The organism is Bacteroides sp. (assembly GCF_029057325.1).
Classification (GTDB): domain Bacteria; phylum Bacteroidota; class Bacteroidia; order Bacteroidales; family Bacteroidaceae; genus Bacteroides.
In genome coordinates this window covers 1-13,415 of record NZ_JAICZW010000101.1, presented here as the reverse complement: position 1 = coordinate 13,415, position 13,415 = coordinate 1, and the positions used below count along the sequence as shown (strand labels likewise).

Sequence of the window (13,415 nt, the reverse complement as noted above, 5' to 3'; positions counted from 1 at the left end):
AAATAAAACCAACGATGTCACTCCAATGTAGGAAGAACCGAAAAAAAGGTAGAATATATCTCTTTTTAAAAGTTGATTATATTCAAACGAAAATCCATTTCATTGAATAAAATTATCAAAAAAAGTGTAGAAAATATTTGGATATATCTATTGCACGTCCTACCTTTGTGGTCTAATCCATCTCTTGGTAAGAGATGGATCCGAATCTTTCCCTTTAAAGTGACCCTATGATGCGTGGGGATGGCTTTATCCACATCATGAAAAGCTGTAATCTGAATTTCTAAAATCTTCCGAATTATTGCGCATTTCGGGAATAAACCGTTATATTTGCGAAAAACTTAATTTTAATAATATGAGTACAATCCTACAACTTGCTCCGCAGAACGTGTGGAAGCATTTTTATTCACTGACTCAGATTCCGCGTCCGTCTGGACACATGGAGAAGATAACGAAGTTCCTTGTTGATTTCGGAAAAGGGTTGGGACTGAAATCTTTTGCCGATGAGGTCGGCAACGTCATCATCCGCAAACCTGCCACTCCGGGCATGGAGAACCGCAAAGGTGTTATTCTTCAGGCACACATGGATATGGTGCCTCAGAAGAACAACGATACCGTCCACGATTTTACGAAAGACCCTATTGAGACCTACATTGACGGCGATTGGGTAAAGGCCAAAGGCACTACGCTGGGTGCGGACAACGGGTTGGGCGTGGCCGCCATCATGGCGGTGCTCGAAGCCGACAACCTGAAGCACGGTCCGCTGGAAGCCTTGATTACCAAAGATGAAGAGACGGGCATGTTTGGAGCCTTCGGCTTGAAGCCCGGAACGCTGAATGGCGAAATCCTGCTGAACCTCGACTCTGAGGACGAGGGCGAACTCTACATCGGTTGCGCCGGTGGTATTGACATCACCGCTACGCTGGCTTATAAGGAAGAGGCACCCGCAGCCGATTTGGTAGCCCGCAAGATTACGCTGAAGGGGTTGCGTGGCGGACACTCCGGTCTGGAAATCAACCAAGGACGCGGCAATGCCAATAAGTTGCTGGCACGCATCGTGCACGATTTGCTGATTGAGTTCGATTCTCAACTGGCAAGTTTCGAAGGAGGCAATATGCGCAATGCCATTCCGCGTGAGGCGCATGCCGTACTGGTATTCAATCCTGAAGATATGGATGGCCTGGACGAGTATATCAAGGAATATGAGGAGCAGCTGAACAGCGAGTACGCTTCGATAGAAAGCGGACTTACGTTGCGGATGGAAGAGGTGGAACTTCCTGCCGCCATCGTTCCGGAAGAGATTCAGGATAACATGATTAATGTCCTGATGGCTTGCCAGAACGGTGTGACACGTATGATTCCTACCGTGCCCGATACTGTGGAGACCTCTTCCAACCTTGCCATTGTCACCATTGCAGACGGCGAGGCTTCTGTGAAGATTTTGGCGCGTAGCTCGTGCGATACCATGAAGGATTTTCTTGCCGACAGTCTGGCGGCTTGCTTCGCCATGGCGGGCATGAAGGTAGAGCTGAGTGGTAGCTATTCCGGTTGGCAGCCTAACGTGGATTCGCCCATCTTGCACGCCATGAAGCTCTCTTACAAGCAGCAGTTTGGCATCGAACCTGCGGTGAAGGTGATTCATGCCGGTCTGGAGTGTGGCATCATCGGAGCGGCTTGTCCGGGACTTGATATGATTTCCTTTGGCCCCACGTTGCGCTCTCCGCACTCGCCGGACGAACGTGTGCTGATTCCTACCGTCACTAAGTTCTACGACTTCCTGGTGGCTACACTGGAACAGACACCGGAGAAATAAAGTATCTATAGAGATTAAGATGGAAAGGCAGAATGCTTTGGCAGGCATTCTGCCTTTTTTGTTGTGGCAATTTGTCTGTCGAAATTGATTTATATCAATAAATGTGTTATAAAACATATATTTCTCGCCTTTTTTGCTGGTTGTTTTAAACAAAGGCTCCAATTTTGCGTTGTAAAACTTGAAAGCGAGAGAAACTGAACAAAGTATTAAAGGTAATAAGATTGATTTTAGGAGAATAACAAGGTAAAAAGATTAAGAGTATTAGTAAAAAAGAAAATGATGAGAGCAAGAAGTATGAAATCATTGGGCCGCTTCCTTGCTGAAGCAGGTGGAAATGAAGCATATTGGTTTGCTGAGTAGTTGTAAACAAGGTATTAGTTTGATTAAAAAATTAAGATTATGGCAAAGAAAATTGTAAATTCATTCAGAAAAGCGCTTACCATTGCCGGTAAGAATTGGATGGAGGCAATGAAGTATTACAGCCTTCAGATGTAAATACACTAACGTTAGAGAAAAGGAGAAAGGGATATGCCTGCAAAGGGGGTATCCCTTTCTTGCGTTAGCGCAATAAGATTTTTTATACCCAAAACTACATTTCTTAGGACTTTATTCCTTTTCTTTGTTAATCATTAAAAAACTGATTGAGAAGATGAAAACAATCCAACGAGTGTGCAGTCTGCTGTTGTTGTGGTGGACTGTTTGGGGGTTGTCCCCGGTGCAGGCACAGACCTACAGCCAATTGTGGAAACAAGTGGAGCAGGCGCAGAAGAAGAGCCTGCCCCAGACGGTGATAAAGCTGACCGATGAAATCTATCGGAAAGGAGAGCGCGAACAGAATGCGGGACAGATGCTGAAAGCCTATATCTGTAGGGAGGAATACCGGGAGAGATTGACTCCCGACAGCCTGTATTCCAACTTGCAGAACCTGGAACGTTGGGCTATGTCGGAAAAGAATCCGGTGAATAAGGCCATCCTGCACTCCTTGCTGGCACAGGAATATGTCGACCTGATGAGGCGGAACCGCCGTACGTTGCTTGCACGCACGCCGCTGGACGCGGATGCCGACGAGGTGTCCGCCGATGTGCGCGAATGGAGCAGCAGTCAGTTCGCAGAACGGATAGACCGCCATGCCCGTGCCTCCTTGCAGGACTCCGCACGTCTGCTGGAGGCTTCTGTCGAGGGGTATGTGCCTTTTACGGTGTTGGCCGATGGAAGCCGGTTCTATCGGCACGATATGTATCACCTGCTTGCCCGGCGTGCCGTTTCTGTTTATGAGGGACTAAATGGCTTTCGGGTAGATTCGTTGCAGTCGCTCCGCATCCGTTCCATCTACGAGCAGATGATGGATACTTATCGTCACCGGGCCGGGGCGGAAGATGCCGTAGTGCTCTGCACGCTGGATTACTGGAAGTGGAAGAAAGCGCATGCTTTCGGTTACGAACCTTATCAAGTGCGGGAGAGCAGGCGGAAGCAAATGCAAACGGACGAGGAGTGCCTCCTGACTTTGGACGGTTTGATAGAGAAGTACGGCAACCGTGAAGTGTGTGCGGAGGTCTATATCGAGAAGGCCTCTTACCTGCGCAGTGGTGCCAAAGGGTGCAGTGTGGCAGAAGCCCTGAAGGTATGCGACGAGGGCTTAAGACGCTATCCCGCTTATAAGCGTATCAACGAGTTGCGCAACATCCGTGCCCAAATTCTGCAACCGGAACTGGGAGTATCTGCCCGCGAAAGCGGCTATCCCGGTAGCACGATGGAGGTGCGGGCGAGCTACAAGAATCTCTCCGGCTTCACGTTGAACCTTTATTCCACCACGCTGAAAGAGATTCCATGGATGGACCATGGCATCAATCCGGATACCTATAAGAAATATGCGCGGAAACTCTCGTCCACGCACTACGCTTTGAAGCCGAAGGCAGATGACGGCAAGTTGCCCGAAGACGTGCCCTACCTGGCTTCCGACACGGTGCTTCAACTTCCGGTTCCCGAAGAGACAGGTGTTTATATCCTGCAAGTGGTGCCCGATGCCGGAAATGCCCGCACGGAGAGCCGTTTCTTCACCGCCACCCGTTTCAAGGTATTGACATTGGATTTGGGCGACGGGCGCAAGGAGTTGGTCACCTTGGATGCTTCCACCGGACAGCCGATAGCCGATGCCAAGATAACCTTCTATTCCACTTACGACGAACGCGAGCGCAAGCAGCTGGCGGAAGTGGTGACCGATGCTCAAGGCAAGGCGGTGCTGGCGTGGCAAGAGGGCTTCCGCAGCTATGTGGTTCGGAAGGGGAATGATACAGCCATGCGCCCGCAGCGTCTCTATGGATGGCGGCCCGTCCGCAACGATGTCCGGGAAGAGGATCGCAGGGAGGTGGCGTTGCTGACCGACCGCTCCATCTACCGTCCCGGTCAGACCGTATATATAAAAGGTATAGCCTACCTGCAAGGCAAGGAGAGCGCCCGTGTGCTGGAAGGCGAGGAGTACGAGCTTGTTCTGCGCGATGTCAACCGCAAGGAGCTTGCCACCCGTAAGGTGCGCACCAACGACTTCGGCTCTTTTACCACCGAATTCACGCTTCCTGCCGCCTGCCTGAACGGAGTGTTCAGCGTGGAAGCCAAGACGGTTGCCTCCGCATACGCCTATTTCCGGGTAGAGGAGTACAAACGTCCCACTTTCGAGATAACCTTTACGCCGGTGGCTGAGGCTTACCGGTTGGGTGACCGGGTGATGTTGAAAGGAAATGTCAAGGCGTTCAACGGGCGGACGGTGCAGGAGGTGCCGATTGCCTATACCGTGAGGAGGCAGGACATATACCGCGGTTACTGGAATCGCACGGATAAACCGCTGCTTGCCGATACCCTGCAATTGGATGCCGACGGCAACTTTGCCATTCCGCTGAAACTGGATGCTCCCGATGGAGCCACAGCACAGACGACTAAATCGGGCATAAGGAATACCTATACTTATATCGTGGAAGCGGCAGTGACGGATGAGGCGGGCGAAACGCAGACTGCTACTTATAGCCTTGACGCTTCGTATCGGGTTTATTCGTTCCGTGCCGATTTGCCGTCCTACCTTTGCAAGGAAGATAGCTTGATATATACTTTCGGAGTATATAATGCCATGACTGTTCCGCAAGAAGTCAAAGGCATCTGCCGCCTCTATCTGATAGGAGACGATGGCAAGGATGCTTCGGCGCAACCTGCATGGGAAAGGGAATTCATTGCCAACCGTGCGCAGGAGTTTGCGGATTGGCGTGCGTTGCCGTCGGGCAACTACCGGGTGGAACTCTCCGTGCGCGACAGCCAAGGACGTGAAGAGACGAACGAGGACTACAGCCCCCGGTTCATGCTCTTCTCCAAGCAGGATGCGTGCCCGGCGGCTCGTGCCGACTTCTTCTATTACGGCGAGAACGAAGAGTTTGATGCCACTCGCCCGGCATCTTTCCTGTTGGGAACGTCCCACAAGGATGCCTACGTGCTGATGGATGTATTTTGTAATCAAAAGCGCATCGAGAGCCGCGTGTTGCAATGGAGCGACACCATTGTCCGCATAGAGTATCCCTATAAGGAGGAGTACGGCGAAGGCGTGGCGTTGCTCTTCTACTTCGTGAAGAACGACCAAGTCTATTCCCAACACATCCTTTTGAAGAAACGTCAGCCCGAACGCATCCTTGACATGAAGTGGGAGGTGTTCCGCGACCGCCTGCGTCCGGGACAGGCGGAGGAGTGGAAACTCATCGTCAAGACTCCGCAGGGAGGAGCCGCAGCCGCCGAACTGCTTGCCACGATGTACGACGCTTCGCTGGATAAGCTCTATCCGAACAACCAGTTGTTGCGGTTGTTCTATCCCAACCGTTTGTATGCCGTTGGTCGCGATATGACCCATTACGGCAATACCTGGTTCAGCCTCTATTTCCCGTTGAAGAGTTGGCGGGTACCGGTGTGGGGCTTCGACTATTTCTGTTCTCCTTATGTAGGATTGCCTGCTGTGGCGGAATTGAGTATCGTAAATGATGAGGCGGTTACGACTACGGCGGAAGTGGCAGGTTATGCCCCCCGTAGGTTGGCGAATGCCGCCGGAGTGCAGTTCAAGAGTGCGGCAACCAAAGCCGTTGAAGAAGAAGCCACTGCCGTGTTTAATGTCCTGTTTGAAGAAGAGGTCATTCCTATGGGGCAGGCTTTGCAACCCCTTGACGGACTCCGTACCAACTTTGCCGAAACCGCTTTCTTCTATCCGCAGCTCCGCACCAACGAGCAGGGCGAGGTGGCCCTCTCCTTCACCATGCCCCAAAGCCTGACCCGCTGGAGCTTCCGTGGCTATGCCCACACCAAGGAGATGCTGACGGGTATGCTTCAGGCATCGGCGGTTACGGCGAAAGAGTTCATGCTCACGCCCAATATGCCCCGCTTTGTCCGCACGGGCGATAAGACGCAGATAGCCGCCACCATTGCCAACCAGACCGATAAGGCGGTAAAAGGAACCGCCACCTTCACGTTGTTCGACCCGGTGACGGAGAAGGTGATTGCTACCCAACGTAAGAAGTTCGCTGCGGAAGCAGGCAAGAACGCTGCTGTTGACTTTGGCTTCGAGGCAACCGACCGCTACCGGCTGTTGGGTGTGCGCATCGTGGCCGATGGAGGCGCTTTCAGCGATGGCGAACAACACCTGTTGCCCGTATTGAGCAACAAGGAGTACATCACGGAGACGCTTGCCATGCCTATCCGTGGTGGGGAAACCCGTACCTTCGCATTGGACAGCCTCTTCAACCGCGACAGCCGCACCGCTACCGACCGCCGTCTGACGGTGGAATTTACCGGCAACCCGGCGTGGTATGCCGTACAAGCCTTGCCAGCATTGAGCCTGCCCGCTACGGAGAACGCCGTATCGTGGGCGGCCGCCTACTACGCCAACAGCCTTGCGGGCTACATCGCCAACAGCCAACCCCGCATCAAGGCGGTGTTCGACAGCTGGAAAGCTGCCGGAGGTACCAAAGAGACCTTCCTCAGCCAACTGGAGAAGAACCAGGACGTAAAGAATATCCTGCTCAATGAATCCCCGTGGGTGATGGAGGCCGCTTCCGAAGCCGAACTGCGGGCACGCATCGCCACGCTGTTCGATGTGAACCTGCTGGACAACCGCAACCTCTCCGCCCTTACCAAACTGAAAGAGTTGCAGGGGGAAGACGGTGGCTGGAGCTGGTACAAGGGAATGCGCGGCAGCCGTCACATCACCGACTACGTGGCCGGATTGTTGATACGCCTTCCGTTGATGACGGGCGAAGTGCAGCCTTCGGAAGTGCAGGAGATGAAGCGGAAAGCATTCGGCTACCTGCATCAGAAAGCATTGGAAGAGTATCGCGACATTCGCAAGGCGGAGAAGAACGGAGCCAAGTTTACCATCAATTCGGAAGCAGCGATGCAGTACCTCTATCTGATTGCCCTTAGTGGCGAGAAGGTGCCTGCCGGGAATCAGGCGGCACATCGCTACTTCCTTTCCAAAGTGGGCGGTAATCTGAAAGACGGAAGCATGATAGCTAAAGCGCAGTCTGCCGTTATCTTGCACGCTGCCGGACGCACTGCCGAAGCGAACGAATTTATCGCTTCCCTCAAGGAACATCTCGTGCAGACGGACGAGATGGGAGCGCACTTCGCCTTCCATGCCCATCCTTATCGTTGGGGAATGATGCCGATACCCGCCCACGTTGCTGTGATGGAGGCGCTGAACAAGACTGGTGGCAACGGTGCGTTGGTCGAAGAGATGAAACTCTGGTTGCTGAAACAGAAGCAGACCACCGGATGGAACTCTCCGGTGACTACTGCCGATGCCGTTTATGCGTTGCTGTGCCAAGGCGGTGACTTGCTGGAAAGCCGTGGCGATGTACGCGTCGCTTTGGGCAAGAAGGTAATCGAAACCCGGTCTTCCGCACAGAATGCCGTTCCGGGATTGGCGGTTGTCAGAGAGACCTTTACGCAAGGAGATGCCGAGCTGAAAGCGAAATCCGTCACTGTAGAGAAGCGGGATGCAGGCATAGCTTGGGGCGCCGTCTATGCCCAATACCTGTCGCCCGTTTCCGATGTGAAGCAGCAAGGGGGCGAGCTGAACGTGAAGAAAGAATTGTTTGTGGAACGTGTGTCTGCCGATGGCAAGAAGTCCTTGCAACCGATTGCCGGTAATGCGGAATTGTCCGTGGGCGATAAAGTCGTTTCACGCTTGATTATCAGCCTGGACCGTGCAATGGACTTCGTTCAGCTGAAAGACCAACGCGGCGCTTGCTTCGAACCGACAGGTGCGCTTTCCGGTTATCGTTGGAACAACGGGGCAGGTGTGTATGTGGAGGTAAAAGATGCTGCCACCAACTTCTTCTTCGACCATTTAGGCAAAGGTGTATATGTGCTGGAGCACAGTTGCCGAATTGCCCGTAGCGGAACCTACGAGACGGGACTTGCCACCGTCCAATGTGCTTACGCTCCGGAGTATGCTTCGCATTCGGCGGGTGGGACGATAGTCATCCGTTGATGATGATACAGGGCTGAGGAAGAACGCAAATTATATGAATTGGAGGTAATTTATGTAATTTGCGTTCTTCTATTTTAGGTACTCTCATTGAAAACTCCTATTTTTGTTGCATTAATTTATAAACAGAACCGATGAAGCGTATCTTTTTTACCCTATACTTGCTTGTTGCCGTAGCGTTCGCTGCCTTGTCCCAGCCCCGTTTTACTTCCAGTACCGAAATGTATAGTTTCGGGCAAATCGAATGGAAGCGTCCGGTGACCGCTCAGTTTGTCATTACCAATACGGGCGACAGCCCCTTGGTGCTTACGGAAGTAGAACCCGATTGTGCCTGTACGGTGGTTCAATGGACCAAGACCCCCATCGCTCCGGGAGCGAAAGGAACCGTCAATGTGACGTTCGATGCGGAGGCTTTGGGACGTTTTCAGAAATCGGTGGCGATACATATCAATGCAGAACCTCATTTGGTCTATCTTCATTTCAATGGCGAGGTGGTACGTGAAATCAAGGACTTCACCAAGACGCATCCCTATCAGGTCGGACAGATACGTATCGACAAGAACAGCATCGACTTCCCCGATGTGCAGCGTGGCGAGAAACCTGTAGTGCATATCGGTGTGGTGAACCTTTCCGACCGTCCTTACGAACCGGTCTTGATGCACCTGCCTTCTTTCCTCGAAATGGAAGTGAAGCCCAATGTGTTGCAAAAAGGCGAGAAGGGTGTCATCTCCCTGGTTCTGAACTCTGAGAAGCTGGCTGATTTGGGGCTGACGCAGACTTCGGTTTATCTGGCTCGCTTTTCCGGTGACAAGGTAGGAGAGGAGAACGAAATCCAGGTTTCCGCCATTCTTTTGCCCGACTTTTCCGATATGACGGAGGCGGAAAAAGCCAATGCACCCGCCATCAGCCTTTCTGCGAAAGAGGTGAATTTAAGTCCGGTTCTTGCCAAAAAAGCGAAGGCGCATCAGGACATCATTATAACCAATACGGGGCATGCACCGTTGCAGATAAGAAAATTGCAGATATTCCACCCGGCAGTAGGCGTCAGTCTGAAAAAGAAAGTGCTGCAACCGGGCGAAAGCACCCGCCTTCGTGTGACGGTGTTGAAGAAGAACATCGGCAAGACACGCCGCCATCTGCGTTTACTGATGATAACGAACGACCCGATGCAGCCCAAAATAGAGATTGATATTCTTTAATGTGCTAATCTTTATTGCCACATTCCCACATTATCGCATTCCTACATTTACGCATTATCCCATTAAACCATGGAACATCCTGAAAATAGCGAAGCCTATAAAGGATTGGTTGTCAATGCAGGCGTTGAGCAACCATCATCAGTGAACCCTTATTTGAAACGTAAGCCGAAGAAACGCCCGCTCTCCGTGGCAGAGTATGTGGAGGGCATTGTGAAGGGTGACGTTACGATACTGAGCCGTGCCGTGACGTTGGTGGAAAGTGTGAAATCGGAGCATCAAGCCGTTGCGCAGGAAGTGATAGAAAAGTGTCTGCCCTATTCGGGGCGTTCCATCCGCATCGGCATCAGTGGCGTGCCCGGGGCCGGCAAGAGTACTTCCATCGATGTCTTTGGCCTGCACGTATTGGAGAACTACGGTGGCAAACTGGCCGTGCTTGCCATCGACCCCAGCAGCGAGCGTAGCAAAGGCAGCATTTTGGGTGACAAGACCCGTATGGAGCAGCTCTCCGTCCATCCCAAGTCCTTTATCCGTCCCAGTCCTTCGGCGGGTTCGTTGGGCGGAGTGGCCCGCAAGACCCGTGAGACGATTGTGCTTTGCGAGGCGGCAGGCTTTGACAAGATATTTGTAGAGACTGTAGGCGTGGGACAGAGCGAAACCGCTGTACACTCGATGGTGGACTTCTTCTTGCTGATTCAATTGGCGGGTACGGGCGACGAGCTGCAAGGCATCAAACGCGGCATTATGGAGATGGCGGACGGCATTGTCATCAATAAGGCCGATGGCGACAACCTGGAACGTGCCAAACTGGCGGCAACGCAATTCCGCAATGCGCTGCATCTTTTCCCTGCTCCCGAAAGCGGCTGGACTCCTCAAGTACTCACTTATTCTGGCTTTTACAATTTGGGCGTGAAGGAGGTATGGGATATGGTCTATAGCTATATCGACTTTGTGAAGAAGAATGGCTATTTTGAATATCGCCGCAACGAGCAGAGCAAGTATTGGATGTACGAAACCATCAACGAACAGCTTCGCGACAGCTTCTACCACAATCCGAAAGTTGAGGCCATGCTTGCCGATAAGGAAAGCCTGGTGTTGCGTGGCGGTCTGACTTCGTTCGTGGCTGCCAAGAACCTGCTGGATACTTATTTTGAGGAGCTGAGGAAATGATAGAGTAGGGGGGGCATATATCCCCCCGTTTGACAGACACTTGTGTCTGTCGTCTCAAACACTTGTGTCTGTCGTCTTGAACACAAGTGTTTGTCGCGCTGAACACAAGTGTCTGTCAAACCGCTTATTTATACTTAAAAAAACAGGGCAAAGGCAATCGAAATCCAATCTCTTTCTCTATATTTGCTTCCATTAAAACGAGAGAACGTATGGAACTACAAGCCAACTACATCAAGCGTATCGAGATACACGGTCTGTGGCAACGCTATGACATCGCGTGGGAACTTCGTCCGGATGTCAATATCCTTTCAGGCATCAACGGGGTGGGGAAGACTACCATCCTGAATAGTTCGGTCAACTATCTGGAACAGACTTCCGGCAAAGTGAAGAGTGACGAGAAGAACGGGGTACATGTCTTTTTCGACAATCCTGAAGCGGCCTTCATCCCGTACGATGTCATCCGCAGCTACGACCGGCCGCTGGTGATGGGAGACTTTACGGCACGTATGGCCGACCCTCACGTGAAGTCGGAACTGGATTGGCAACTCTACTTGCTCCAACGCCGCTATCTGGACTATCAGGTGAACGTGGGCAACAAGATGATAGAGCTGCTCAGTGGCGATGACGAACAACGTGCATTGGCCCCCTCGCTCTCCCTGCCGAAGCGGAAATTCCAGGATATGATTGACGAACTCTTTAGCTATACCCGCAAGAAGATAGACCGCCGGAGCAACGATATCGTCTTCTTTCAGGACGACGAACGCCTCTTGCCCTACAAGCTCTCTTCGGGTGAGAAGCAGATGCTGGTCATCCTGCTGACCGTACTGGTGCGCGACGGCGAGCATTGCGTGCTCTTCATGGATGAGCCGGAAGCCTCCCTGCACATCGAATGGCAGCAGAAACTGATAGGCATGATACGCGAACTGAATCCCAACGTACAGCTGATTCTCACCACCCATTCTCCTGCCGTCATCATGGAAGGCTGGCTGGATGCGGTGACGGAAGTAAGTGAAATCACTTCGGTGATTAGTGATAGATGATAAGTGGTAGGTGATAAGTGCTTTTAGTGGCAAGTCTCTTCCGAAAAATCATCATCCTAAATTCTTCATTCTTAATACTTCATTAAAAAGTGGCTCTCTCTTTAAAAAACAACCTGACTTCCGCATATCTGGACGCTGCCCGCAAACTCTCTCCCAAGAAGGCGCGCAGGCGCATTGTGGCGTATGTGGAGAGTTACGATGATATAGCCTTCTGGCGCACGTTGCTTTCCGAGTTCGAGAACGAGGAACGATACTTCCAGGTGATGCTGCCTTCTTCCACCTCGTTGACAAAGGGCAAGAAGATGGTGCTGATGAACACGCTGAACACCGCCGAGTTGGGGCGTAGCCTGATAGCTTGCGTGGACAGCGACTACGACTTCCTGCTGCAAGGTGCCACGAAAGTGTCGCACCGGATAAACCAGAGTCCCTACATCTTCCAGACCTACGGATATGCCATCGAGAACTTGCACTGCTATGCCGACAGCTTGCATGAGGTCTGTGTGCAAGCCACGCTGAACGACCGTCACATCATCGATTTCCCGGAATTCATGAAGCGCTATTCGCAGATAGCCTATCCGCTGTTCTTGTGGAATGTCTGGTTCTACCGCCGGCACGACACGCACACCTTTCCGATGTGCGATTTCAATGCCTGCGTGCGCTTGCGGGATGTGAACCTGCGCCAACCATACCGCTGTCTGGATGAGATGCGGCAGACCGTGGCGGCAAAGCTGTCCGAATTGCAAGTCCGCTTCCCGCAATACATCGACCAGATGGAGTTGATGGGTGCGGAGCTGGAGCGGTTGGGGCTGACTCCCGATACGACTTACCTCTATATCCAGGGGCATCATATCATGGATGCTGTGGTGCTGAAGATTCTGACTCCCGTGTGCACGGCTTTGCGCCGCGAACGCGAGCAGGAGATAAAACGCCTGGCAGAGCATGACGAGCAGTTCCGCAACGAACTGACGGGCTATGAGAACAGCCAGGTCAGTGTGTCCGTGATGCTGAAGAAAAACAGCAGTTACAAGAATCTTTACCTCTATCAGTGGCTGAAGGAGGATATACGGGAGTTTTTAAGCCTCTCCCCCGTAGGGAGGGGAGGAAGAGAGAATAGCGTAAAGAGAGAATAGAATATTAATACATAACAAAAGTATCCCCCATCCCCCCTCCCTACGGGGGAGGGGCCGGGGGAGAGGCAACACTATGGATATACTAAAAACAATAGACCATTTTCTGATTTCTTGGGGCATTGCCCCTTCCAAGGCCGATACATTCGACCAGTTCATCGCTTTTATGCTGATACTTGCCATTGCTTTTCTGGCTGATGCCGTATGCCGGAAGATATTGTTGAGGGTGGTGGCACAGTTGGTCAAGAAGACCAAAGCCACTTGGGACGACATCGTGTTCGACCATAAAGTGATGGTACGCTTGAGTCGCATGGTGGCGCCCATCATCATCTACCACTTGATACCGGTGGCGTTTGCCGAATCCGGTTCGGGCACACTGGAGTTTGTCCGTCACATCTGCCTCATCTATATCATTATAGTCTTTCTGAACTTTGTCAATGCCTTTCTGAAGGCCATCTACTGCGTGTATAGCGAGATGGAGCAGTTTCGCGACCGTCCGCTGTAAGGCTTGTTGCAGACCTTGCAAGTCATCCGGTGGCTGGTGTGTGTCATCTTCTTATT

Annotated in this window: 6 protein-coding genes and 1 pseudogene; all 7 read left to right on the top strand. The window is 52.0% G+C overall.

Annotation, left to right across the window (positions count from 1 at the left end; genetic code table 11):
- Positions 1–352: 352 nt before the first annotated feature.
- Positions 353–1,810, top strand: a complete 1,458-nt coding sequence (locus K2G43_RS06425; RefSeq protein ID WP_300153618.1) for an aminoacyl-histidine dipeptidase — start codon at positions 353–355, stop codon at positions 1,808–1,810.
- 649 nt (positions 1,811–2,459) lie between these two features.
- Complete coding sequence (locus K2G43_RS06420) at positions 2,460–8,324, top strand: alpha-2-macroglobulin family protein (protein WP_300153616.1); 5,865 nt, start codon at positions 2,460–2,462, stop codon at positions 8,322–8,324.
- A 131-nt stretch (positions 8,325–8,455) separates the two neighbouring features.
- On the top strand, positions 8,456–9,520 hold the full coding sequence (locus tag K2G43_RS06415; protein ID WP_300153614.1) for a DUF1573 domain-containing protein: 1,065 nt from the start codon (positions 8,456–8,458) through the stop codon (positions 9,518–9,520).
- A 69-nt stretch (positions 9,521–9,589) separates the two neighbouring features.
- On the top strand, positions 9,590–10,687 hold the full coding sequence (gene meaB / locus K2G43_RS06410) for a methylmalonyl Co-A mutase-associated GTPase MeaB (RefSeq protein ID WP_297642058.1): 1,098 nt from the start codon (positions 9,590–9,592) through the stop codon (positions 10,685–10,687).
- 209 nt (positions 10,688–10,896) lie between these two features.
- Positions 10,897–11,727 (top strand): ATP-binding protein, encoded by an 831-nt coding sequence (locus K2G43_RS06405; protein WP_297642060.1) that lies wholly within the window; start codon positions 10,897–10,899, stop codon positions 11,725–11,727.
- 89 nt (positions 11,728–11,816) lie between these two features.
- On the top strand, positions 11,817–12,857 hold the full coding sequence (locus tag K2G43_RS06400; RefSeq protein ID WP_300153611.1) for a DUF4435 domain-containing protein: 1,041 nt from the start codon (positions 11,817–11,819) through the stop codon (positions 12,855–12,857).
- A gap of 73 nt (positions 12,858–12,930) precedes the next feature.
- A pseudogene (locus tag K2G43_RS06395) lies at positions 12,931–13,356 on the top strand (mechanosensitive ion channel family protein); the annotation flags it as partial.
- Positions 13,357–13,415: the final 59 nt, after the last annotated feature.